Below are 24072 nucleotides of genomic sequence, written 5' to 3' on the forward strand. Positions count from 1 at the left end.
CGAAACTCCCGCGGCGGTGACCCGTAGGGTGGGCACCCGTGCCCACGCGTTACGTGCATCGCCGTAGTCGAAGCCAAAAAAACGCCACCGCGAGGTGGCGTTTGTATTCATGGGCTACTCAGCACACAGCTTAGTGCTGGTTGATCTTCCCGCGCCAGGCACCCGTTTCGGCGCCACGCTTCTCGAGCATTTCCTTGAAGTTCTGCAGGTTACCGCGCGCTTCCATGCGCACCGCGCCGAACGCGTCGCCGATGGTCTCCAGCACGCCTTCGGGCGTGTAATCCATTTGCAGGGTGACGCGGGTCACGTTGTCGGAAATCTTGTGGAAGGTGACGACGCCGCCATTGCGCACGCCGCCGATGCTGCGCCAGGCGATGCGCTTGTCCGGGATCTGCTCGGTGATTTCGGCATCCCATTCCTTGTCTTCGCCGGCGACGTTGGCCTTCCAGTGCAGGCGCTTGTCGTCGAGCTGGCGGATCTCGTGGACGCTCTTCATGAACTGCGGGAAGTCTTCGAACTGCGTGAACTGGTTGTAGGCCGTACGCACCGGGACGTTGACCTCGATCGATTCGATGATCGACGAGTCATTGCCCGAACCACGGTTCTTCTTCATCTGTTTCGACAGCATCATCCCGCCGACAGCGAGGGCGGCAACAGTAACCACTCGATTAAGCATGTGACTCTCCTTTTGACAGTAAGCCGGCCGGCACGCGGTGACGAAGTTCAGCCCGACCCGAAAACGCGTGCACAGCCTTGCGGCTTAAAAATAGTTGGGTCGTAGTGGGCCACGCGATGGGTTCGCGTCTTTGCTGTTAAGTTAAGCGAATTCCGGAACAGGAGGCGCGCGCTAGAATTACGCGTCGATACTGATGAGTTGAGCGTAGTTGCCGACAAATGAATGCTTTGAGAATCTTTTTGTAGAGAAAAGAAGTTGACGATCAGTCGCCGCTGCAATCATATGCATTGAAATATTATTTCATAATGATTGCATTAATGAAATAATATTTCGTACAACAGGTCCGCAGTTACCGCCTCGACTGGATGGGCATACAGTAAATCCCGGCGGTATAATGGGCGCATGCAGAATCTCCTTCACAACCTCAATCCCGAACAACTCGCGGCCGTGACCCTGCCACCGCAGAGCGCGCTGATCCTGGCGGGGGCCGGCTCGGGCAAGACCCGCGTGCTGACCACGCGTATCGCCTGGCTGATCCAGACCGGGCAGGTGGGCCCGGCCGGCATCATGGCCGTCACGTTCACCAACAAGGCGGCGAAGGAGATGCTGACGCGCCTGTCCGCCATGTTGCCCGTGAACACGCGCGGCATGTGGATCGGCACCTTCCACGGCCTGTGCAACCGCCTGCTGCGCACGCACTACAAGGACGCCGCGCTGCCGCAGTCCTTCCAGATCCTCGATTCGCAAGACCAGCTGTCGATGATCAAGCGCCTGCTGAAAGCGGCGAACGTCGACGACGAGAAGTACCCGGCCAAGAACCTGATGTACTTCATCAACAACGCGAAGGAGCAGGGCCTGCGCGCCGGCCAGGTCGAGGCCTATGACCCGATCGAGCGCAAGATGGTCGAGCTGTATGAACTCTACGACCAGCAATGCCAGCGCGAAGGCGTGGTCGACTTCGCCGAGCTGCTGCTGCGCTCGTACGAGCTGCTCGCGCGCAATGCGCCGCTGCGCCAGCACTACCAGATGCGCTTCAAGCACGTGCTGGTCGACGAGTTCCAGGATACCAACGACCTGCAATACAACCTGCTGAAACTCCTGGCCGGCCACGGCGAGGGCAACGGCGGCGCCATCTTCGCCGTCGGCGACGACGACCAGAGCATCTATGCCTTCCGCGGCGCCAACGTCGGCAACATGACCGCCTTCGAACGCGACTTCCAGGTGAAAAACCTGATCAAGCTGGAGCAGAACTACCGCTCGCACGGCCACATCCTCGACAGCGCCAACTTCCTGATCGCCAACAACAAGAACCGCCTCGGCAAGAACCTGCGCACCGACGCGGGGCAGGGCGAGCCGGTGCGCGTGTATGAGGCCTCGTCCGACCTGGAAGAAGCCCAGTGGATCATCGAGGAAGCGAAAAGCCTGATGGCCGACGGCATGCCGCGCAGCGAAATCGCCATCCTCTACCGCTCCAACGCGCAAAGCCGCGTCATCGAGCACGCGCTGTTCGCGGCCGGCCTGCCCTATACGGTCTACGGCGGCCTGCGCTACTTCCAGCGCGCCGAGGTCAAGCACGCCATCGCCTACCTGCAATTGATGGACAACCCGCACAACGATTCGGCTTTCCTGCGCGTGGTGAACTTCCCGACGCGCGGCATCGGCGTGCGCTCGATCGAGCAATTGCAGATGGCGGCCGATACCTATGGCGTCTCGCTGTACGCGGCCGTGCCTTACATGACCGGCAAGGCCGGCAGCGCGCTGGGCAGCTTCGTGAAACTGATCGAAGGCGCCCGTTTCGAGACCCAGCAACTGCCGCTGCCGGAAATGGTGCGCGTGGTGCTGGAACGCAGCACCCTGCTGACCCACTACGCCAACGAAAAGGAAGGCGCCGACCGCATCGAGAACCTCGAGCAGATGGTCAACGCCGCGACCCAGTTCGTGCAGGAAGAAGGTTTTGGACAGCAGGCGCCGGCCCACCTCGGCCCGCCATCGGCGGCCCAGGCCGGCGACGCGATCCTGAACCAGGACGGCATCGAGATCCTCGACGCCGATGCGCCGCTGCCGTCCGTCATGTCGCCGCTGGCGGCCTTCCTTGCCCACGCCTCGCTGGAAGCTGGCGACGCCCAGGCGCAGGCCGGCCAGGACGCGATGCAACTGATGACCGTGCACTCGGCCAAGGGCCTGGAATTCGACGCCGTGTTCATTACCGGCCTGGAAGAGGGCCTGTTCCCGCACGAGAGCAGCTCGCGCGAGATGGATGGCGTGGACGAAGAGCGGCGCCTGATGTACGTGGCGATCACCCGTGCCCGCAAGCGCCTCTACATGAGCTTTACCCAGCAGCGCATGCTGCACGGCCAGACCCGCTTCAACATGAAGTCGCGCTTCTTCGACGAACTGCCGGAGGAGGCGCTGAAGTGGCTGTCGCCGCGCGTGCAGAGCCACTGGTTCGCCAACAAGAAGGCGCCGACCGCCTGGGACGACGCGGCCTTCCGCAATGCCGGCAGCGACAACAAGATCGCCCAGCAGATCACCCAGAAGTCGGGCGGCGGCTCGGGCTGGCGCATCGGCGAAACGGTGGCGCACGCCAAGTTCGGCGAAGGCGTGATCGTGAACATCGAGGGTGGGGCGGGCGCGGCGCGGGCCCAGATCAACTTCGGCCCGTCCGGCATCAAGGTGCTCGACCTGTCGGTGGCCAAGCTGGAGCGCGTGTCGCGCTAAGGGTCTTTGGTGGGCCGGCGGCGTTCGCGAACGCCGCCCAAGCACCGCCGGTCTGCCGGCCGGGCAGGATTTTACTTCTGCAGATTGACCCGGGCAGCGCCTGCCTCGACCGGCTTGCCGAAGATGCGGCGGTAAGCCGCGTACAGCGCGCACTGCAGCAGCAGGACGAACAGGAAGATCAGCCACATGATGGCCACGCGCGCCACGTTCGAGGCGCCCAGCAGCAGCGTGAACACGATGCACAGCCCGAACATGATCCCGAACCAGGACAGCAGGAGCACGGCGAACACGCGCGCGCTTTTCACGACGGCGAAGAAACTGTAGAAGGCAGCCTTGCCCGGACCCATCTGCTGCCAGTAGACCAGGGGCGCGGCGAAGGCCAGCGAAATCATCATGAGTGCGTTGAGCACGAAAATGCCGAATGCCGTGAGCAAGTCCCTGCCCGCCACCTGGGGCAGGGTATTCGGGTCGCGCTGCGCGAACTGCTGGAAGAAGCCGGGATCGATGGCCAGGCGCGCGGCCACGGTCAGCAGCAGCGATACCAGCAGGTAGATCAGGCCGACCTTGCACAGCTGCACCAGCACCGGCTGGCGGAAGCCGGTCAGCAGCACGGCCGGCGTGACGCGTTCGCCGTTCTCGATCATCAGGCAAGCCTTCATGAAGGCCATCGAGAACGAGGGAACGAGCACCATGACCAGCAAGGCGCCGAGCAGCGGCACGGCGCTGACCAGCAGGCTGACGAGGATGTTTGCGAAAAGCAGGGTGGTCAGTGCGGCGGGTTGTTTGCGGAAGAGTCCGGCTCCTTCCTTGAGCCAGGTCCAGCCGGTCATTGCGGGCATGTTATTCATTGTTCTCAGCGGCCAGGCCCGGCGCCGGGCTGGCAATGCGGTCGCGCAGGATGCGCTCGAAATGGGTCGGATCGTGCGGCGTCAGCATTTCGGCCGCGCGCGGCACGTGCAGGTCGTACAGGCGCGACAGCCAGAAGCGCAGGGAAGCGGCGCGCAGCATGGTCTGCCACGCCGCAACTTCTTCGGCGGTGAACGGCCGCACCGCGCGGTAGGCGTCCAGCAGCGCCTGCACGCGCGCCGCGTCCAGTTTGCCGCTGGCGAGGTCGATGCACCAGTCGTTGACGGTCACGGCCAGGTCGAACAGCCAGGTATCGACGCCGGCGAAGTAGAAATCGAAGCAGCCCGTCAGCTTTTCGCCAACGAACATGACGTTGTTGCGGAACAGGTCGGCATGCACGGGCCCGCGCGGCAGGCGCGCGTAGGCTTCGGTGGCAGCAAACGCTTCCTGCGCGGCAACTTCCTCGCGCAGCAGGCGCGCATTCTCCGGCGCCAGGTGGGGCAGCACGACCGGCGCGGTCGCGCGCCACCAGGCCAGGCCGCGCAAGTTGGGCTGGGCCAGCGGAAAGTCCCGGGCCGCAAGGTGCATGCGCGCGAGCATCGTGCCCACTTCCGCGCAATGCGCCGGCTGCGGGTCCATCTGCGAGCTGCCGGCCAGCTTGGTGACGATCACCGCCGGCTTGCCCTGCAGCGGCACCACCAGTTCGCCATCGTGGTTGGCGACCGGCGCCGGCACCGGAATGCCGCGCTCGGCCAGGTGGCGCATCAGGCCGATATAGAAGGGGAGCTGCTCGAAATCCAGGTTCTCGAAGATGGTGAGCACATACTCGCCGCGTTCGACCGTCAGGAAAAAATTACTGTTTTCGATGCCGGAAGCGATGCCGTCGAGGGCAAGTGCCTGGCCAAGGGGGAACTGCTTGATCCACTGGGTGAGCTCATCCAGTGTGACCGCGGTGAAAACTGCCATCGTGGGAGCAAGAATGAAAGGTCAAACGGCGGGGCGGTTCGCCCCGCGGTGGTCGGGTCAGCGCTGGTTCGTCGGCAACGGCGGCGGCGGCGGAACGTCCGCCGGCGCCGTCATCGGGACGGTTGCCGGCGGCACTGTGCCGGCCGGCTTGCCGGTTGCCGGCGCACCCGCGGCAGCGGCGCCGGCCGTGCCGCGCGAACCCGCCGCGGCTGCCGGTGCGGTCGAGGCCTCGTCGGCCGCGGCCTGCTTCTTGGCGCCGATGTCGAATTCCAGTACCTGCCATTGCGGCGCGCGGAAGGCGCTGCTCTGGGCGTCGCCGGCCTGGGCATTGCCGGCCGGGTTGTTCGGGCGCATGATGTAGTGGCTCTTGCCGCTTTGCACTTCGATCTCGGTGACGGTGCCGTCGTTGGAACGCTTTTCGTTGATCTGCGTGCCGCGGCGCGGCGGAATATTCGTCGTCGGCACATCGCTGCCCGGTTCGATGCGTTCGGTCGGCGTTTGTTGCTGGGTCGTCGTCGTTGCCTGCTGGGCCCCGGCGAGGCCGGTCAGCAGGGCAAAGGGAAGGACGCTCAGGCGGAGAAATGTGCGCGGCATGATGGTCACCTTGTATTGATTAGACCATTGTAACAAACAGACACCCTTCGCTGTGAAATGCGTGATATTTGTTCTCGCCGCCGGCTCCCGGACTGCACGTTATCGTGCCCGCCGGGCGTTGCGAAGGCGGTTCAACCCTCGCTTCTCCGTGCTCAACCGTGCTCGGGTATCCATTCGAGCAGATCGGTGACGCCGACATCGACTCCCGACTGCGACAACAGCGTCGTTGCCTGGCCACGGTGGTGGGTCTGGTGGTTGAACAGGTGCAGCAGCAGGCTGCCGAAATGCTTGCGGCATTCGCCGCGCGAGTTCCTGTACGTGAGCGGTTGGGCCAGGTTGCTGTCCGTGACCTCCGCCGCGAAGGCTTCGATGACCGCATCGAGCCGCTGGCGGTGTGCCAGCAGCGTGTCGAGATCGTCGCTGTAAATGTGGGCTAGTCCGGCGGGCGGCGGGATGTCGCGCATGGCTTGCAATGCAGGGAAGTTCGATGGGTGCCCCATGAAGCGGCGCAGCCAGATCGTGTCGCCGGCAACGATATGGTTCAGCGTCCCGATGATCGAGCCGAAAAAGGCGCCGCGGTCGGCGCTCAGGGCGTCCTTTGGCAAGGTGGCCGCGGCGGCGTACAGCCTGGTATTCATGGCGGCGTTATAGGTCGCCAGTAGAACGATGTCGTTCCGGGTTGGCATGCCTAGTCGTCCCGTCGATGAACTATTCTCGCAGCTGGATTGGCCGCACCGAATGTCGCTCCATTCCACGGACTACGGTCTTCCGGGTAAACAAGCTGTGCATCGTTTTCCAGCATATGGCCGAGCCTTGTCGCGATCAGTCCCATCGCGAGAGACAATGCCTGCATCGAACCGTCTCCAAAAATATCCGGGTAACGCCCATCGACGCCTTCCAGCGCAGCCGGGCAGGCCCAGGTTCGCGCGTCGACTTGATACGGCTCGCCGATGCGGGCTTCTATCTGTCGAGTCCCGTTTGATCGTAAACGCGTTTAACGAATAATTCTGGCCGTTTTTGCTGCCATTCCTTGAGCGCCAAGATGGGCGTCTTTGCGTCGAGTGCACGCTGCGGAATGTGGTGGTTGTACAGCTTCAGATAGTTCATCAATGTGGCCTGCAGGTCGGCACGGCTGTCGAAGCGGGTCTGCTGCAACAGTTCGTTGATGCGGCCGTTGAAGCGTTCAACCATGCCGTTCGTCTGCGGGTGCCGCGGTGGCGCCAGGCGGTGCTCGGCAGGTAGTGCGGCGCAAGCTACGTCGAAGGCGTGCTGGCCGCTTGGCTTTTTGTCTTTGGTGGCGAAACGATCGGTAAATTGCGAGCCGTTGTCGGTCAGGATCTTGCTGATCTTGATCGGCGAGGCCAGCTTCAAGCGGCGCAGAAAATCGACGCTGCTCTTGTCGGTCATGTCGCCGTAGATGTGCATGAAGACCCAGCGCGTGGCGCGATCGATGGCGACGAACAGGTAGCGGCGCGAGGTCTCATCCGGCATTTGTGGCAGGTACTTGATGTCGATGTGGATGAAGCCCGGCTCGTAGTCCTTAAAAGTCTTCTTCGGTTGAATCGTTTCGCCCTCGGCCTTCGGGATCACGTCTTCAAGGCGCGACATGCCTTCGCGCTTGAGCAGGCGTGCGATGCCTGACCGGGAGACGTCGGGGTTGATGTATTGCCGCGTGATGAACAGCAGATCGTCAAGAGGCAGGTAAAGCGACTGGCGCAGCGCGAGCACGATGTTCTCCTGCGCTGCGCTTAGGGTTGTATGCAGCGTGTGGGCACGATGGGAACGGTCCTGCACGTCGTCGCGCTTGAGCCATTTGCGGGCGGTGGCGCGGCTGATGTTGAAGACCTTTGCGGCCTGCCGGTCCGACAGGCCAGAATCCTTGATCTCCTGCCGGATTTTCGGGGTGGTACGGGCTTGCGGGTGAATGCGTGAACTCATGCTGCCAACTGCTCCTGGTGCGATTGAATGCCGGGACTGCTGAACCCAGCAATCAAGTCGCCCAGCATAGCTTTTGCACGGAACAAAGGCCAGCTACGACGAGGTAAATGATCGCACGAAACTAAACATCTAGTAGCTTGGTCAGGCCTAATTTACGCAACAAAGCTAATCAAACTGGAAACTAACAAAGTTCTTCCGCGCAATCTTCTCTCTTTAATATCCCTAAATGAAATAAAATTGCGCGAGAGCCCGTTTATTGTAGAACCTATCTACTTTGAATTTACAAATCGTCTTTTAACATGCGCCTATAAATAATATTTTCCTTATTTATTAGGTTTTAGCACGACTTTGGTCCACCCTTCCGCACGTTTATCAAAATTCCGATAGGCAGTCGGTGCATCATCTAGTCCAAGCTGGTGTGAAATGATCTGCGAAGGCGTTGCTTTACCTTTATGGATCAACTTTGCCAAATAACGGTTGTAATGCTTGACGTTGGCTTGGCCGGTGCCAATCTTCTGACCCTTGAACCAAAAATTGCCGAAATCGAAGGCAATCTTGCCTTCCTTTTCCAGCGCGTCTGGACCCTTCGGATCCTGCGGGAGGAATACACCAACCACGCCGATGCCGCCAGTGGCCTTGACCGTCTGCACCAAGTTATTCATTGTCAGATTTGGCACTTCCTTACCGTGCTTGTCGCAACACTGGTAACCAACGCATTCGCAGCCGCAGTCGGCGCCCTTGCCGTTGGTAAGGTTCAAGATCTTCTCGACGCCGGCGCCTTCGGTGTCGTCGATCGCCACCGCGCCCATCTTTTCGGCCAGTGCCAAGCGGTCCTTGTGCGTGTCCACGACGAAAACTTCGCTTGCGCCTTTAATGAACGCAGACATGGCCGCCATTAGGCCGACCGGGCCGGCGCCGTAGATCACGACCGATTCACCCGGCTTAAGGCCAGCCAATTCGGTAGCGTGGTAGCCGGTCGGGAAAATGTCCGACAACATCACGTAGTCATTTTCCTTTTCCTTGGCGTCTTCCGGCAGCACCAAGCAGTTGTAATCGCCAAACGGCACCCGTAGCAGTTCGGCTTGGCCGCCGCTGTACGGGCCCATGCCGGCAAAACCGTAGGCAGCACCCGCTGTGCCTGGATTTGCCGTCAGGCAAAAGCCGGACAAGCCCCGTTCGCAATTTTCGCAAAAGCCGCAGCCGATGTTGAACGGCAGACAGACAACGTCGCCGACCTTAACGCGCTCGACGGCGTTGCCGACCTCGATGACTTCACCCATGTTTTCGTGGCCCAAAATACGGCCCGTTTCCATGTTGGTGCGGCCTTCGTACATGTGCAGGTCAGACCCGCAGATGTTAGTTGTCGTGATACGGACCAAGACGTCAGTCGGCTTTTCAATCTTGGCGTCTGGCATGTCTTTAACTTGGACGTCGCACGGACCATTATAAACGAGTGCCTTCATGATTTTCCTTTCAGAACGAGAGTAAATTCATCGCAAATAGCAGCATTAGGGAAGAAAGGTATAACAAATTTTTTCACGAGTGCGCACTGTTGAAAGCGGCTCTATTGCGTAAATCAGGCCCGGCCAGCGTAAAGCGCGTAAGTATGGCAGTCTGGCCAGACTACAGCACGGTCAGCAGGCGGAAAAAGACGCTGCAGGTGGCCATCGTTATGCCGACCACGACGGGCTTGCACCTGCTGGTGGACAGCACTGGCATCAAGATGCTGGGTGAAGGCGAGTGGAAGACGAAGAAGCACGGGGCAAAACATCGCCGCCAATGGCGCAAGGTGCATCTCGGGATCGATGCGTTTACGCTCGAGATCCGGGCCATGGAAGTGACCGATAACGGTATCGGCGACGCACCTGTCCTGCCAGCGCTGCTGAGCTAGATTTCTGCTGACGAGCGCATTGCCAGCGTCAATGGCGACGGTGCGTACGACACGAAGGACTGTCATGAAGGCATTGCGTTGCGCATTGCGCATGTCATCATCCCAACCCGGAAGAACGCCAAGCCCTGGAAGGCAAACAACCGGGTGCCGATGCACGTAACGACATCCTGCAAGCTACAAAAAGGCTGGGACGGGCAATCTGGAAGAGATGGAGCGGCTACCACCGGCATAGCCTTGTTGAAACCAAGATGCGCTGTTTCAAGTTGCTGGGCGAACACGTCATGGCACGCAACTTCGAACGTCAGGTCGCCGAGCGACAAGTACGGGCTGCCATGCTGAACCGCCTCACCCGGCTGGGCCGGTTCGGCCAAAAGCGGAAGTTCGTCGGATTACCCATCTGGTTGTATAAGTGTTAAACTCATGGCAGTCACTGAAGTGTTGAGAAACCCAGTGTCGCCCTGTGTCTACTCTTTGCCACGTGCAGGAGGCGGCGTCGCCGCAAATGGTAGCGGTGCAGTCATCATTACATTTGGCTCACCGGAAAGTCGGTAATTTGGTGGCTGTTTAACTACAGGAGATATCTCATGGTCAAACTTGCGTTGTTCGTTCGTCTAGAAGCCAAGCCGGGTAAGGAGAAAGAAGTAGAGAACTTTCTGTTAAGCGGTCTTCCCCTCGTTCAGGCAGAGCCAGCTACTACAGCTTGGTTCGGCATCCGCCTGGGGCCGTCAACCTTTGGCATCTTTGACGCGTTTCCAGATGAGGCTGGGCGGCAAGCTCATCTTTCCGGCGAAGTCGCGGCCGCGCTCATGGAAAAAGCGGGTGAGTTATTCGCCCAGCCGCCGTCAATCGAAAAGGTTGACGTTCTTGCGGCAAAGCTGCCAGGCTAAGCAACCCCAGTAAGTCGCCCTGGCCGACGACTTAGAGCCTATCCCAGTAGACCTGCTGAGCGCCAGGCAATGATTCCACGAACGAGGTGAAGGCAGGCGAGATAGTTGCCTGCCTTCTTCGGCCAACGGATCAGCAGGCCACGGAATCGATTCATTCAGCTGTGCGTGCGCTCGACGACCCAACGTCGGGCGCGAAATCCTGCATCCTTGTTCAGTTCTAAAGCTTCTTCATCGCGCGCTCGAATGTGGGCGATGAAGCCAAGATCCTCGACCCATTGACGGTAAGCGTCCAGCCGCCCCACCTTCAGGGCAGAGTCAGGCCAGCGTAGAGTCTGCAAATGGCAGCAGCGAATAGATTCGGCTGTTCGGGCAGGTTGGCAGCCTGTCGAGGGTGTCGGCGAGCCAGCGGGCTGGATCCAGCCCGTTCAGTTTGGCCGTGGCAAACAGGCTCTGGCTGGCCGCGGCGCGGCGGCCAGCCCGCTCGGAGCCGGCAAACAGCCAGTTCTTCTTGCCGATGGCGATCGGGCGGATCGCGTTTTCGACTGGATTGTTGGCGATCGGTAGGATGCCGGAGCTGGCGTAGCGCACCAGGGCCGACCAGCGCTTCAAGGCGTGCTCGATAGCTTTGCCCGTACCGCTGCCGATGGCCACGGTGCGCTGTGTGGCCAGCAGCCAGGCGTGCAGTTCGTCCAGCGCCGGCACGGCGCGCGCGATGCGCATCGCCAGACGCCCGGCGGGCGTCGAGGCGGCAGCGTCCTGCTCGACGGCATACAGCTGCGCGATACGGCGCAGCGCTTCCTCGGCCACGGGGCTACCGCTGGCAGCGTGCAGGTCGAAGAACTTGCGCCGGATGTGAGCCAGGCAAGCCAGTTCGGTCGGTCCCTGCGCAAACAGGGCCTTGTAGCCGGTGTAATCGTCGACCATCAAGTGGCCGCGCCAGTCCTGCAAGAAGGCGCGCGCATGGGCGCCGGCACGGCTCGGCTGGTAGTCGAATACCACGATGGGCGGCCCATCCTCCCATGTGCCGCAGCGGTAGGCCCACAGGTAAGCCTGCTTTGTCTTGCCGCTGCCGGGATCGAGCTGGCGCACCGGCGTCTCGTCGGCATGCAGGCAGCTGCGCTGGCGCAGCAGATCACCCAGGCGGTCGGCCAGAGGCTGCAGGGCCACGCCGATGCGGCCGACCCACTGCGCCAGCGTCGAGCGCGCCAGTGGCACGCCCTGGCGCGCGGCGATTCTCTCGATCCGGTACAGCGGCAGGTGATCCAGGTACTTGCAGCTGGCAACCCAGGCCAGCAGTCCAGGCGCGGCCAGGCCGCCATCGATAACCGCGGGCGGGATCGCCGCTGCGGTGACGGTGTCGCAGGCGCGGCAGGCATATTGAGGACGGATATGGCGATGCACGAAGAAGCGCGCCGGCTCCACGTCCAGTTGTTCGCTGACTGTGGGTTCATGACGGTTCTCGATGCGCGGCAGTTCGGGCGGCAGTGCCTGACGGCCAGCGCGCTTGCGCGCAGGCTTGCTGCTGGCCTGGCTTTCCAGCTTGCCCTCGATGGCGGCCAGGTCCATGTCAACCGCTTCCTCGAACAGCGAGCGCTGCTCGCCGCTGAGCACTTCGCTGGCCTTGCCATAGCGGATGCGCTTGAGGTAGGCCAGTTCGTGCGTCAGGGCCGTGATCTTGAAATCCTTCTCGGCCAGCTGGACCTGCTGCTGCTCGACCAGCGCACGCACCTTCGCCAGCATGGCGGGATCGATATCGGTGCGGGCGAGTTCGTCGAGCAGATTCATGGGGATGCAGTGTAGCGAGCTGCGCCGACGTTTACAAGCAAAACAGTATACGTGCCGGCCCTACAGCCGCCATTGCGAGGGCGCCTGGGCCGACAGGCGCTGCCAGTCCACGCCCATGACCAGCCATTGCCACTGCTCTGCGCTGAGTTGCCAGCATTTGTCGCCAGGCTCCGGCCAGACGAACTGGCCGCGATGCAGGCGGCGCAGGCACATCCACACGCCGGTGCCGTCCCAGCTCACCACCTTGAGCCGCGTGCGGCGCCGGTTGCTGAACACATAGGCCGTGCCGTCGCAGGGCGCACGGCCCAGTGCCTGCTGCACGTGCAGGGACAAGCCATCGACGCCGGTGCGCATATCGACCGGATCGAGCGCCAGCCAGACTGACTCCGGCAGCAGCTTCACCGCAGCTCCTGCAGCAGCCTGGCCAACCACGCCGCATCGACGCCAGTGTCCATGCGCATGCTCCAGCCGGAAGGGCTGCGCAGCTCCAGGGCCGGTGCGCAACTCGGCACACCGATGCGCACCGGAAGCAGCTGGGGGCTGCCTGCTGCCCGCTCGACGCGGCGCGCCCAGTACTTGAGACGCTCCACGCCAATATCGTGATCTCGGCAATATGCTTCAGCGGATAGGCCTGTGCCGCGCCAGTGCGCCACGCGCTCGTGCCAGGTTGATGCGGGAATTCGGAGACGGGTCATGGGATCCTCGAGGTGGAAAACATCGAGTCTGCCCGTCGTCGGCACTACATCATAGGTAGGTGGGCTGCATGCTTACCGTTGCGTGACTGGATCCATCACTACAACTGGCATCGCCCGCACCAAGGCATCGGCGGCAAGGCGCCAATGTCCAGGCTCTCAACTAACCCTAACAACCTCTTGCAATTTCACACCTAGCCCTCCGGTTTTTGTCGCCCAAAGCACGAATTTTTCGGGCTGTAACCCGCATCCAGCCTAAAAACCGGTTTCTGGCCGCTTTTAAGGCTGCTTTTTGGTACTTTTAGTACTTTCCGCCCACTCTGGACGGAGTTATCCCACTATCGCCGACAAACGCCAGCCAAAGATGGTCGCCATGCGTGTCAAGTTGTAGGCGGCGAATGTGAACGTGGTCTGTGCGTACCTTCGCCAGGCCGACGAAGCGCGCCTTGCACGGCCCGCCGATGGTTTTGCTCCAGCCGAAGATCTCCTCGACCAGCTTGCGTTTGTTGATGCTGACCGCATAGCCAGCGTAGCGCGTGGTCCGTCCATCGATGGCGCTGTGTTTTTTCTGCGCCACGTGCGGAGTCACGCCCTGGTCGCACAACTGATTGACGAATTCGGCCGCGTCGTAGCCTTGTCGGCGCCCAGTGTCGCGCCGGCTTTTTCGATGCTGCGCTTGGCCATGATAAGCGCAGCGTTGCGTTCTGCGGTGCCGCTCGCCAGCGTGGTGGTGGCGTCGACCACCAGGCCGTTGCGGTTCTCCATCAGCGCGTAGCCCAGATAGCACAGCCTGGACTTGTCGCCGTTGCCCTTTTTGTATAGCCGCGCGTCCGGATCGGTCGTCGATTGATGCGTCTCGTTGGATCGCTTTTCGCCCTTGAAGTCAACCGTGGCGTTGCGCACTTCATCGCTCGGCGTTGGTCCGCTGCCATCCGTCTTGGTGAAGCTCTTGACCGATGCCCATGCCTCGATCATGGTGCCGTCCGAAGGTTACATCGACTATCCCGCGCTGGGGACGTCGCCGGCGGCGATGACGTGAGCGGGCAGCTGGCGCGCTGCCTCAGGCGCGCGCCAGCGCGGGGTCGGAAAAAGCTTCGACGATCGCGTCGAACACGCGCCTGATGCGCGGCGGCACTGGACCGCGCTGCGGACGATAGACGAATACATCCCACGCGGGTGGCGCGAACTCGTCGAGCACCGTGACCAGGCGTCCGCTTGCCAGGTCGGCAGCGACCAGGTAGTACGGCAACTGGCCGTAGCCGACGCCGGCCAGCACGGCGTCGCGCTCGGCCTCCGGATCGTTGGTCATGAAGGCCGAGGAGGCCGGCATGAACTGCTTGTCGTCGGCCAGGTACCATGGCCACACCCTGCCGCTGCTACTATCCACAAAGCCGGTGGTCGGCAGCGCCGCCAGCGCGTCCGGCGACGCGGGAATCCCGGCGCGCGCCACCAGTGCAGGCGAGCCGGCAATCACGAACGACATCTTGGTCACTGCGCGCGCCACGAAGCGGTTGTCGCGCATGAATCCCAAGCGCACCCCGATATCGATCTGTTCGTCCACCACGTCCGCAATTGCATCACCGAGGCGCAAGTCGACGATGATGGACGGATGCGCCAGCGCTAGGTTGGCCAGGGCCGGCAGCAAGTGCATGCGCGCCAGGCTGCGCGGCGCCGTGATGCGCACGCGGGTTGGCAGTTCCGGTTCGGCCGAATCGCTGGCGCGCTGGAACAAGGCATCGAGCTGCAGCAGCGAATCGCGCGCGCGCGCGGCCAGCTGCCCGCCGAACTCGGTCACGCGGATCTGCCGCGTGCTGCGGTGGAACAGCACTTCGCCGAAGTGGCGCTCGAGCTGCTGGACCGCACGCGTCACCGCCTGCGGCGAAATGCCGAGCCGCGCGGCGGCCTCGCGGAAGCTGGACGATTCGGCAGCGGCGCAAAAGATTCGTATCAGGTCAGTCTGGTTCAGCAAGCAGGAACTCCTTGGTAGCCGTCGATTATTCCACAAAATTGAATTCTGAAATCGCTCTTGTTCCATATACAACGCTGCGCCGCACTTTCATACTGTGTCCTGAACTGAACCCCATCCCTTTCGAAGGAAGCACTCATGAACCAAGATATCGCAGGCAAAGTAGTCGTGATTACCGGCGCCAGCAGCGGCCTGGGCGAAGCGACCGCGCGCCAACTGTCATCGCTGGGCGCGCACCTGGTGCTGGGCGCGCGCCGCCAGGATCGGCTCGAAGCGCTGGCCGCGGACATCCGGGGCGCCGGCGGCAAGGTCGAAATCGTCGTGACCGACGTGACCCGCAAGCAGGACGTGGTGGCGCTGGTGCAGACCGCGCTGACCAATTTCGGCCGGCTCGACGTGATGATCAACAACGCCGGCCTGATGGCCGTGGCGCCGCTTGCCGAACTGAAGGTCGACGAGTGGGATAGCATGCTCGACATTAACGTCAAGGGCGTGCTGTACGGAATTGCGGCCGCGCTGCCCGTGTTCCAGAAGCAGGAAAGCGGCCATTTCATCAACATCGCATCGGTGGCCGGGCTGAAGATGTTCGGCAACGCGACCGTGTACAGCGCCACCAAGTTCGCCGTGCGCGCCATCTCGGAAGGCCTGCGCGCTGAAGTCGGCGGCAAGATCCGCAGCACCGTCATTTCCCCGGGCGCCGTCGAATCGGAACTGAAACACGGCAGCAGCCACGCCGAGAGCGCGAGCGCGGTGCATGACTTCTACGAGATGGCGATCCCGTCCGATGCGGTGGCGCGCGCGATTGCGTACGCGATCATACAGCCGGCTGATGTCGACATCAACGAAATCGTGCTGCGCCCCACCGCCCAGGAGTTCTAAGCCATGAAAGCGGTTGCCTATCGCGCGGCACTTCCCATCTCCGCGCCTGAATCGCTGATCAACATCACGTTGCCGGACCCTGTCGCCACGGGGCGCGACCTGCTGGTGGAAGTGCATGCGGTGTCTGTGTGGACCTTGTGGCCAGCCTGACGCACACCGACCAGCACCTGCCCGAGATCGTCGCCGCGCTGGCGCCGCAGGGAAAGCTGGGATTGATCGACGACCCCGAGTCGTTCGACCTGCTGCTCCTAAAGCGCAAGAATATTTCGCTGCACTAGAAATTCATGTACACCCGCTCGATGTTCCTGACCGCCGACATGATCGAGCAGCATCGCTTGCTGACCCGGGTCGCCGATCTGAGCGACAGCGGCGTGCTGCGTTCGACGCTGGCGGCGCGCTTCGGCGCGATCAACGCCGCGAACCTGCGCCGCGCGCATGCCTTGCTCGAAAGCGGCAAGGCGCGCGGCAAGATCGTCCTATCCGGATTCTAAGGAGCCGTGAAAAAATTAGTGTGTCATGTGGGCGGTTCTGGCGGGATGCGATGCAAGGCGCGCGCAGGAGTCATAGCGAGCAATGGCGACGACGAGCAACGCCGCAGCGCGCCTGTAAGAGCCGATCCAAATGTGACAGTAATTCTTGAGCGGCTCCTAAGCGGCCCGGGCTGTCGGGCACGCTTTCATTTTTATCTAAACAACCATATCAGCTATGAAAACAAAAGCAGCAATTGCATGGAAGGCAGGCGCCCCACTGACGATCGAAGAAGTGGACCTGGCCGGGCCTAGGGCGGGTGAAGTGCTGGTGGAAATCAAGGCGACTGGCATCTGTCATACCGATTACTACACCATGTCCGGGGCGGATCCGGAAGGCATCTTCCCTGCTATTCTCGGCCATGAAGGTGCGGGCGTAGTGGTCGACGTCGGCCCCGGCGTGACGACGGTGAAGAAGGACGACCACGTCATCCCGCTCTACACACCCGAATGCCGCCAGTGCAAATTCTGCCTGTCGCGCAAGACCAACCTGTGCCAGGCGATCCGCTCGACGCAGGGCAGGGGCCTGATGCCGGACGCCACGTCACGCTTCTCGATCGGCGGCAAGCCGATTTTCCACTACATGGGCACGTCCACGTTCTCGAACTACATCGTGGTGCCGGAGATCGCGCTGGCCAATATCCGCAAGGATGCACCGTTCGCAACGGCCGCCTATATCGGCTGCGGCGTCACCACCGGGGTGGGCGCGGTGGTATTTTCGGCCAAGGTCGAAGCCAGCGCCAACGTGGTCGTGTTCGGGCTGGGCGGGATCGGCCTGAATGTGATCCAGGCGGCCAAGATGGTCGGCGCCAACAAGATCATCGGCGTCGACATCAACCCGGCGCGGGTCGAGATGGCGCGCCGCTTCGGCATGACCGACTTCGTCAACCCGAAGGAAGTGGCGAACGTGGTGGACCACATCGTCCAGCTGACCGACGGCGGGGCCGACTATTCGTTCGAATGCATCGGCAACACCACCACGATGCGGCAGGCGCTCGAGTGCACCCACAAGGGCTGGGGCCAGTCGTTCATCATCGGCGTCGCGGCGGCGGGCGAGGAAATCAGCACCCGTCCATTCCAGCTGGTGACCGGACGCGAATGGAAGGGTTCCGCGTTCGGCGGCGCGCGCGGCCGCACCGACGTGCCCAAGATCGTCGACTGGTACATGGACGGCAAGCTGCGCATCGACGAACTGATTACGCACACGTTGACGCTCGATCGCATCAACGAAGGATTCGACCTGATGAAACGGGGCGAATCGATCCGCTCGGTGGTGCTGTACTAAGGAGCCGTTCAAAAATAACTGTCACATTTGGATCGGTTCTGGCCGCGCTCTGCTGCGTTGCTCGGCGTCGCCATAGCTCGCAATGACTCCTCCTTACGCCTTGCGTCGCGGCGTGCCTTTTTCCGCGGTCCGGATTGCGGCGCAATCTGTCCGGCCAGAACCGCCCAAATGTAATACTTGTTTTTTCACGTTTCCAAAGCGCTGCGCGCTTCCCTGTGGACCGCCTGTGGACAACGGTGCCCGTTGCTCACCGTCTGTCCACAGGTCGGATAGATGTGCATGAAGACCCAGCGCGTGGCGCGGTCGATGGCGACGAACAGGTAGCGACGCGAGGTCTCGTCGGGCATCTGAGGCAGGTACTTGATATCGATATGGATAAAGCCCGGCTCGTAGTCCTTGAAGGTCTTCTTGGGCGTGATGGTTTCGCCTTCGGCCTTCGGGATCACGTCTTCAAGCCGCGACATGCCCTCGCGCTTGAGCAAGCGTGCAATGCCTGACCGGGCGACGTCGGGATTGATGTGCTGCCGCGTGACGAACAGCAGGTCGTCAAGGGGAAGATAGAGCGACTGGCGAAGTGCCAGGACGATGGCTTCCTGGGCTGCGCTCAAGGTCGTATGCAGTGTATGGGCACGGTGCGAGCGGTCTTGCACATTGTCCCGCTTGAGCCACTTTGCAGCCGTCGCTCGCGTGATGCCGAAGACCTTTGCAGCCTCACGGTCAGACAGACCGGAATCCTTGATCTCCTGCCGGATTTTCGGGGTGGTACGGGCTTGCGGGTGAATGCGTGAACTCATGCTGCCAACTGCTCCTGGTGCGATTGAATGCCGGGACTGCTGAACCCGGCAATCAAGTCGCCCAGCATAGCCTTTGCACGGAACAAAGGCCAACTACGGCGAGGAATATGATCGCACGGAACTAAACAGTTAGCCTGCTCAGCAATTCATCCAGACTGTCGATATCTCATCTCCTCACGAAACTGCAGCTGTACGATACGTCTGCTTCTGGCCGGTTGCAGACGTTTGGAACGGCTCAGTGTACGCCCTTGTTGCTCTGATGATAAGGACAGGGCTTTAGGCGTTTTTAGCTTGGCGGCATTGCTTCCAGCGCGTGCGCCGCAGCCAGCACGCCATCCAGAACCTTGTCCGCTACTACGGCTGAGAAGCCGTCCGGAAGCTCACTGCGGACCTTCTCCACGGCGTCCGGCGTGCGGGCGATGAACTCCTGGAGCAGCAGCTCCGCGTTAGCGCCGTAGCCAACCATTTTCGCGGTGCTGTTGAAGTGCCGTCGTTGGATGTCGCGCGCCAGGTAGTGCCGGTTCTTGCCGAGGAGGGCCATTGCCATCTTGACTTCGTGTTCCGACCACTGGTTCGGGCCTGGGCCCATGACGGGATAGGCCGACATCACATCATAGATGGGCGTCAGCTTGAAACGCCCCGTGCCGGCCAGCAGCTGGATACTGAAGTTCTTGGCATGGCCGTCCGGCGCGCGCATCATCCAGAACAGCAGCTGCGACGCCATCAGCGTGCGCATGTCCTCTTTGGCCTGCTGCGACTGCTGGACCAGGGTAAAAATTTGCTTCAGGCCCGGGCCGCCTTCATTTTCGTACTTCACCAGAGGCGACACGCCGGTGGCCTGGCAAAAGTCTTCCTGGACGAGCCGGAACAGCTGCCGGCCATTGGCCGCACGCACCCGGTCGAAGCGCTCGACGACGAGGACACGCTGCTTGCCAAAGGTGGCAATCTCGGCGTTCGCCGTCGGCAGGCCGAATTCCTTGAACAGTCGCAGGCAGAGCCACTCGTTGTCGACCGAGGTCGAAAAGTCAGCTTTGCGGCCGCCCACCAGCCCGATTGGAAGCTTGAAGATGTGCGTTGTCGGCGTGGCGCCGCGCGGCTTCATCCATTTGCCATCCCACCACAGGAACGCGTCCTTTTCTTGCGCGCCGGCCAGAGAAATCCGGAAGTCGTCGTCTGGGGCCTGCGGACCGCCGCGATGGTCTGGGTTCACCACATCCAGGAGGTGGCGCTCGATGGCTTCGTCATCGACTACAGTGCCGTCCACATGGTCAAGGCCCTCTGGATGGGCGCCATCCGGCAGCAGCTGCAGGGCGCCTACGCAGTCCCGGCCGATGGCGGCCAGCAGGTCGAACGGGTCAATGGAACCCGTCTTGAACCGGGCCGCAACCCTTTTGCGAATCGAATCGCTGTCGGGCAGCAGGCCGTCGAAGTAGTGGGAAACCCGGGCTCCCTTCAGCGGCTCATTGTGCAGGTTGAAGGGTAACGACAGCGAGATAGGGCGGCCGCGCGGAGAGGCGCACCAGCCGGCATCGTACTGCAGCTCCGAGTTTCCGGCGGCGTTGACCGTCCAGCGGCCGACATACTCTCCGTTGGCCCAGAGATTGAGGGTCTGGCTGTGCGAGCGACGTCCCATGGTTACCACTCTGCCGAGCTGCTGGCCGCCGACGTGTCCCTTTCGCCGAGTTTGAGCTCCAGCTCTAGTGCCGAGCACCAGCTGAGCAGCTGCTTGACGCTGATTTCCTCGGGGTGATTCTCGAGGTGAGAGAGGCGGTTCTGGCTGACCCCGACATGGACTGCCAGCGCAGCTTGCGTGATTTTGTGCCGTTTGCGCGTGGTCTTGAGGAGCTGACCGAGGTGAGACGCCGTAGAGAGCGTAAAGTAGTCGGGCGCGAAGGACATAGACGAATATCCGCTATTCAGATACGTTGATTTTATCCGAGTAACAGATAAAGTCAATATATCCGAATATCAGATAAAAAGCATTTAGCCGATATTCAGATAAATAGCAGCGCTTGGCCAAGCGGTCGAGCCAGCATAGCATCGCGATGGACAGTGCGGCCCTCAAGCTTGGGCAGGCTGTCGTAGCAACTCACTATGCTTGACTACGCTATCTGCTCGTTGGGCATGATTGTATTTCTTACTTTGCGTAGTCATGAACGTCCGCTCTTGGCCCCAAAGCGGACAACGCATTCGACTAGGTAGGTGGTAGGCTGTCAACGCCGAGCAGACATGCTTCGCATTGATTTTTCGTTTGTACGATAGCCATAAGTCCGGCAATGAACCGGTCTATGGCATTCGGTTCGGTAAGTATTTCGACTTCAAGCTTGTTCTTGCTTTCCCATGTGTGGACCGAACTCGATTCGAACGCCACACGACATTGACAGTGCCCTACCGAGTCGATAACAGAAATTGTGACCCCAAGGTACGCATAGCTATTCCGCTTTCCTGCTTGAAAGCCGACAGATTGCCCTGCAACGAGTGGAAGAGCGGCAAGCTCTCCCGCCCATTTCTTTAACGCTTCATAGGTCGTATAGACCTGAGTTTTTCCGACGAAACCCCAACTTGCCGCACGACTATCGATAGTCAACAAGCCGTCGTCTTCCCAAAGGGCTTGAATCGTAAGTTGAGATTCCATCAGTTCTCCTTAGAAGTGAACGTCTGCTCCTGGCCGATTGCAGGCATTATGAAAGGCCCAGTCTACGCACTTTATTGCTCTTGTGGCAAGTTTAACTTCCCTCAGCCGCCTTGGCCCAGCCCGGATTCTGCGATAATGCCTGTCACTTTCGGCCACCCGGCCAGCTCCACTATTCATTCCCATTATGCAAAATACCCTGCTGCTCGTTGACGGCTCCAGCTACCTCTACCGCGCCTACCACGCGCTGCCCGACCTGCGCAGCCCCGACGGCTTCCCGACCGGCGCCATGCACGGCATGGTCAACATGCTGCGCCGCCTGCGCGCCGACTACCCGGCCGCCTACATCGCCTGCGTGTTCGATGCGAAAGGCAAGACCTTCCGCGACGACATGTATCCCGAGTACAAGGCGACGCGTGCGTCGATGCCGGAAGACCTGGGCAAGCAGATTGGCCCGATCCACGAGGCAGTGCGCCACCTGGGCTGGCCGATCCTGATGGTCGAGGGCGTGGAGGCGGACGACGTGATCGGCACCCTGGCCGTGCAGGCCGCAGCGAAGGGGATGAACACGATTGTGTCCACTGGCGACAAGGACCTGGCCCAGCTGGTGAACGACAAGGTCATGCTGATCAACACGATGAGCAACGAGAAGCTCGACGAGGCCGGCGTGCTGGCCAAGTTCGGCGTGCCGCCGAACCGCATCATCGACTACCTGACCCTGATCGGCGACACCGTCGACAACGTGCCCGGCGTGACCAAGTGCGGCCCGAAGACGGCGCTGAAATGGCTGACCCTGCACGGCTCGCTCGACGGCGTGATCGAGAACGCCCACAGCATCGGTGGCGCGGTCGGCGAGAACCTGCGCGCGGCGCTGGAATGGCTGCCCAAGGGCCGCGAACTGATCACGGTGAAGACCGACTGCGACCTGGTGAACCACGTGGTGTCGATCGAGGAAAGCCTGGTCGGCCGTCCCGAAGACAAGGACGCGCTGCGCGATTTCTTCCAGCGCTACGGCTTCAAGACCATGCTGCGCGAACTGTCGCAAGGCCCTGGCGTGGGCGCACCCGCGTTGAACTCCCCGGAAGGCGCGCAGGAGACGCTGCCGGGCATGCCCATCATCAAGGGCGAGTACGAACTCGTTACCACCTGGGAGCAGCTGGATAAATGGCTGGCCATGGTCGACGCCGCCGAACTGACCTCGGTCGACACCGAGACCACGTCGCTCGACCCGATGACGGCGCAGATGGTCGGCATCTCGCTGTCGGTGGAAGCGGGCAAGGGCGCCTACATCCCGGTGGCGCACCGCTACGCCGGCGTGCCGGAGCAGTTGCCGCGCGAAGAAGTGCTGGAGCGCATGCGCGGCTGGCTGGAAAATCCGGACAAGCCCAAGCTCGGCCAGAACCTGAAGTACGACATGCACATCTTTAACAACCACGGCGTGACCTTGAAAGGGATTGTGCACGACACGCTGCTGCAGTCGTATGTGTTCGAGTCGCACAAGCCGCACGACATGGACACGATGGCGATGCGCCACCTCGGCTACACCACGATTCCTTTCGTCGACGTCTGCGGCAAGGGCGCCAACATGATCTGCTTCGACCAGGTCGAGCTGGAGCGCGCCAAGGAATACGCGGCCGAGGATTCGGACATCACCCTGCGCCTGCACCAGACCATGCTGCCGCACGTGATGAAGGACCCGGGCCTGACCTACATCTACGAGAAGGTCGAGCTGCCGACCCAGATCGTGCTCCAGAAGATCGAACGCAACGGCGTGCTGATCGACACCGCGAAGCTCGATGCGCAGTCGCGCGAGATCGGCGCGCGCCTGATGGAGCTGGAACAGCAGGCCTATGAACTGGCCGGCGGCCAGTTCAACCTGGGGTCGCCCAAGCAGATCGGCGAGATCTTCTTCGGCAAACTGCAGCTCCCGGTGATCAAGAAGACCGCCACCGGCGCACCCTCGACCGACGAAGAGGTGCTGCAGAAGTTGGCCGAGGACTTCCCGCTGCCGAAGGTCCTGCTCGAGCACCGCGGCCTGGCCAAGCTGAAGTCGACCTATACCGACAAGCTCCCTAAAATGGTCAACCAGGACACCGGCCGCGTGCACACCAACTACGCGCAGGCCGTGGCCATCACCGGTCGCCTGGCCTCGAACGATCCGAACCTGCAGAACATCCCGGTCCGCACCGCCGAAGGCCGCCGCATCCGCGAAGCCTTCGTTGCGCCGCCGGGCAGCGTGATCGTCTCGGCCGACTACTCGCAGATCGAGCTGCGCATCATGGCCCACATCTCGGGTGACGAGGCGATGCTGAAGGCCTTCGCGGAAGGCGAGGACATCCACCGCGCCACCGCCGCCGAGATCTTTGGCGTGGCGCCGGATGAAGTCCAGTCCGAGCAGCGCCGCTACGCCAAGGTCATCAACTTCGGCCTGATCTACGGCATGAGCGCCTTCGGCCTGGCCCAGAACCTGCAGATCGAACGCGCGGCGGCCGCTAACTACATCGAGCGCTACTTCGCGCGCTTCTCGGGCGTGAAGCAGTACATGGACGAGACCCGCATGGCGGCGAAAGCGCGCGGCTACGTCGAGACCGTGTTCGGGCGCCGCCTGTGGCTGCCCGAGATCAATTCCGGCAACGGCCCGCGCCGCGCCGGCGCCGAACGCGCGGCGATCAACGCGCCGATGCAGGGCACGGCGGCTGACCTGATCAAGCTGGCGATGATCGCGGTGCAGGGCTGGCTCGAAGCCGAGAAGCTCGGCACGCGCATGGTCATGCAGGTGCACGACGAACTGGTGCTCGAAGTGCCGGAAGGCGAGCTGGAACTGGTCAAGCAGAAACTGCCGGAACTGATGGCGGGCGTGGCCCAGCTGAAGGTGCCGCTGGTCGCCGAGACCGGGGTGGGGCGCAATTGGGAGGAAGCGCACTAAAGGTAAGCGGCTCGTATGCAGCTGATCGGCGGACGCATATCGCCGCGTGGGCAGCGCATACAGCGCGGCT

At 61.8% G+C, this 24072-nt stretch carries 23 protein-coding genes and 5 pseudogenes; 9 read left to right on the forward strand and 19 right to left on the reverse strand.

The features are described 5' to 3' along the window. Positions 1–130 precede the first annotated feature (130 nt). Positions 131–676 (reverse strand): SRPBCC family protein, encoded by a 546-nt coding sequence (locus tag RT688_RS19440; protein WP_313706499.1) that lies wholly within the window; start codon positions 674–676, stop codon positions 131–133. Between the two features lie 402 nt (positions 677–1078). On the opposite strand from RT688_RS19440, the gene RT688_RS19445 reads away from it, so the two are divergent. After that, positions 1079–3394 (forward strand): UvrD-helicase domain-containing protein, encoded by a 2316-nt coding sequence (locus RT688_RS19445; RefSeq protein ID WP_313706500.1) that lies wholly within the window; start codon positions 1079–1081, stop codon positions 3392–3394. A 71-nt stretch (positions 3395–3465) separates the two neighbouring features. Here RT688_RS19445 and RT688_RS19450 read toward each other — a convergent pair whose 3' ends face one another. The 7 genes from RT688_RS19450 to RT688_RS19475 form a co-directional block, all read right to left on the reverse strand. Next, on the reverse strand, positions 3466–4233 hold the full coding sequence (locus tag RT688_RS19450; protein WP_313706501.1) for a BPSS1780 family membrane protein: 768 nt from the start codon (positions 4231–4233) through the stop codon (positions 3466–3468). A 1-nt stretch (position 4234) separates the two neighbouring features. After that, positions 4235–5206, reverse strand: coding sequence for a homoserine kinase (locus RT688_RS19455; protein ID WP_313706502.1), 972 nt, complete (start codon positions 5204–5206; stop codon positions 4235–4237). Between the two features lie 57 nt (positions 5207–5263). Beyond that, positions 5264–5800 carry a hypothetical protein gene (locus RT688_RS19460; protein ID WP_313706503.1) on the reverse strand — a complete coding sequence of 179 codons (537 nt, stop codon included), beginning with the start codon at positions 5798–5800 and terminating at the stop codon, positions 5264–5266. Between the two features lie 152 nt (positions 5801–5952). Then, entirely contained in the window at positions 5953–6486 is a 534-nt protein-coding gene (locus tag RT688_RS19465; protein ID WP_313706504.1) for a DinB family protein, read from the reverse strand. A gap of 2 nt (positions 6487–6488) precedes the next feature. Further along, the gene (locus tag RT688_RS23880) at positions 6489–6764 is read right to left on the reverse strand and encodes a DUF6968 family protein (protein WP_409521953.1); all 276 of its coding nucleotides are present in this window, start codon (positions 6762–6764) and stop codon (positions 6489–6491) included. Then, on the reverse strand, positions 6761–7738 hold the full coding sequence (locus RT688_RS19470; RefSeq protein ID WP_313706505.1) for an IS481 family transposase: 978 nt from the start codon (positions 7736–7738) through the stop codon (positions 6761–6763). Before RT688_RS19470 ends, RT688_RS23880 begins: the two co-directional genes overlap by 4 nt. 323 nt (positions 7739–8061) lie before the next feature. Further along, the gene (locus RT688_RS19475) at positions 8062–9201 is read right to left on the reverse strand and encodes a glutathione-independent formaldehyde dehydrogenase (protein WP_312551788.1); all 1140 of its coding nucleotides are present in this window, start codon (positions 9199–9201) and stop codon (positions 8062–8064) included. Between the two features lie 155 nt (positions 9202–9356). On the opposite strand from RT688_RS19475, the pseudogene RT688_RS19480 reads away from it, so the two are divergent. Further along, a pseudogene (locus RT688_RS19480) lies at positions 9357–10045 on the forward strand (IS5 family transposase); the annotation flags it as partial. 168 nt (positions 10046–10213) lie between these two features. After that, on the forward strand, positions 10214–10516 hold the full coding sequence (locus RT688_RS19485; RefSeq protein WP_312551786.1) for an antibiotic biosynthesis monooxygenase: 303 nt from the start codon (positions 10214–10216) through the stop codon (positions 10514–10516). A gap of 38 nt (positions 10517–10554) precedes the next feature. Here RT688_RS19485 and RT688_RS19490 read toward each other — a convergent pair. The 4 genes and pseudogenes from RT688_RS19490 to tnpA form a co-directional block, all read right to left on the reverse strand. Further along, a pseudogene (locus RT688_RS19490) lies at positions 10555–10797 on the reverse strand (transposase); the annotation flags it as partial. 34 nt (positions 10798–10831) lie between these two features. Continuing rightward, positions 10832–12301: an IS66 family transposase gene (gene tnpC, locus RT688_RS19495; protein WP_312551785.1), complete on the reverse strand. Its 1470-nt coding sequence runs from the start codon at positions 12299–12301 to the stop codon at positions 10832–10834. A 60-nt stretch (positions 12302–12361) separates the two neighbouring features. Continuing rightward, the gene (gene tnpB, locus RT688_RS19500) at positions 12362–12703 is read right to left on the reverse strand and encodes an IS66 family insertion sequence element accessory protein TnpB (protein ID WP_312551784.1); all 342 of its coding nucleotides are present in this window, start codon (positions 12701–12703) and stop codon (positions 12362–12364) included. Then, entirely contained in the window at positions 12700–12996 is a 297-nt protein-coding gene (tnpA, locus tag RT688_RS19505) for an IS66 family insertion sequence element accessory protein TnpA (protein WP_312551783.1), read from the reverse strand. The genes tnpB and tnpA overlap by 4 nt, the downstream gene beginning before the upstream one ends. A 78-nt stretch (positions 12997–13074) precedes the next feature. On the opposite strand from tnpA, the pseudogene RT688_RS19510 reads away from it, so the two are divergent. Next, positions 13075–13191 (forward strand): annotated as a pseudogene (locus RT688_RS19510) (integrase core domain-containing protein); the annotation flags it as partial. Between the two features lie 103 nt (positions 13192–13294). Here the strand turns inward: RT688_RS19510 and RT688_RS23885 are convergent. The 3 genes from RT688_RS23885 to RT688_RS19520 all read right to left on the reverse strand — a co-directional run bounded on the left by RT688_RS23885 (position 13295) and on the right by RT688_RS19520 (position 14962). Then, on the reverse strand, positions 13295–13570 hold the full coding sequence (locus RT688_RS23885) for a hypothetical protein (RefSeq protein WP_409521952.1): 276 nt from the start codon (positions 13568–13570) through the stop codon (positions 13295–13297). Positions 13571–13578: 8 nt separating this feature from the next. After that, complete coding sequence (locus RT688_RS23890) at positions 13579–13968, reverse strand: hypothetical protein (RefSeq protein ID WP_312551781.1); 390 nt, start codon at positions 13966–13968, stop codon at positions 13579–13581. Between the two features lie 85 nt (positions 13969–14053). Next, positions 14054–14962 (reverse strand): LysR family transcriptional regulator, encoded by a 909-nt coding sequence (locus RT688_RS19520; RefSeq protein WP_313706506.1) that lies wholly within the window; start codon positions 14960–14962, stop codon positions 14054–14056. A gap of 135 nt (positions 14963–15097) precedes the next feature. Between RT688_RS19520 and RT688_RS19525 the strand changes: the two genes are divergently transcribed. From RT688_RS19525 to RT688_RS19540, 4 genes and pseudogenes are all read left to right on the forward strand, one after another. Then, the gene (locus RT688_RS19525) at positions 15098–15838 is read left to right on the forward strand and encodes an SDR family oxidoreductase (protein WP_313706507.1); all 741 of its coding nucleotides are present in this window, start codon (positions 15098–15100) and stop codon (positions 15836–15838) included. 3 nt (positions 15839–15841) lie between these two features. After that, the gene (locus tag RT688_RS19530) at positions 15842–15988 is read left to right on the forward strand and encodes a hypothetical protein (protein WP_285382214.1); all 147 of its coding nucleotides are present in this window, start codon (positions 15842–15844) and stop codon (positions 15986–15988) included. Next, positions 15967–16329 (forward strand): annotated as a pseudogene (locus RT688_RS19535) (zinc-binding dehydrogenase); the annotation flags it as partial. The gene RT688_RS19530 and the pseudogene RT688_RS19535, both read left to right, overlap by 22 nt. A gap of 214 nt (positions 16330–16543) precedes the next feature. Beyond that, entirely contained in the window at positions 16544–17650 is a 1107-nt protein-coding gene (locus tag RT688_RS19540; RefSeq protein WP_285382216.1) for an S-(hydroxymethyl)glutathione dehydrogenase/class III alcohol dehydrogenase, read from the forward strand. 272 nt (positions 17651–17922) lie between these two features. Here RT688_RS19540 and RT688_RS19545 read toward each other — a convergent pair. The 4 genes and pseudogenes from RT688_RS19545 to RT688_RS19560 all read right to left on the reverse strand — a co-directional run. Next, a pseudogene (locus RT688_RS19545) lies at positions 17923–18444 on the reverse strand (IS481 family transposase); the annotation flags it as partial. A 286-nt stretch (positions 18445–18730) separates the two neighbouring features. Then, the gene (locus RT688_RS19550; protein ID WP_313706508.1) at positions 18731–20077 is read right to left on the reverse strand and encodes a type II toxin-antitoxin system HipA family toxin; all 1347 of its coding nucleotides are present in this window, start codon (positions 20075–20077) and stop codon (positions 18731–18733) included. Between the two features lie 2 nt (positions 20078–20079). Continuing rightward, a complete protein-coding gene (locus tag RT688_RS19555; RefSeq protein ID WP_313706509.1) occupies positions 20080–20343 on the reverse strand; it encodes a helix-turn-helix domain-containing protein in 264 nt (87 codons plus the stop codon). A gap of 295 nt (positions 20344–20638) precedes the next feature. Further along, entirely contained in the window at positions 20639–21079 is a 441-nt protein-coding gene (locus RT688_RS19560; protein ID WP_313706510.1) for a hypothetical protein, read from the reverse strand. A gap of 184 nt (positions 21080–21263) precedes the next feature. Here RT688_RS19560 and polA point away from each other — a divergent pair, with 184 nt between their 5' ends. Beyond that, positions 21264–24002 carry a DNA polymerase I gene (gene polA / locus RT688_RS19565; protein WP_313706511.1) on the forward strand — a complete coding sequence of 913 codons (2739 nt, stop codon included), beginning with the start codon at positions 21264–21266 and terminating at the stop codon, positions 24000–24002. Positions 24003–24072 lie beyond the last annotated feature (70 nt).

This window comes from Massilia sp. (assembly GCF_032106685.1).
Classification (GTDB): Bacteria; Pseudomonadota; Gammaproteobacteria; order Burkholderiales; family Burkholderiaceae_D; genus Telluria.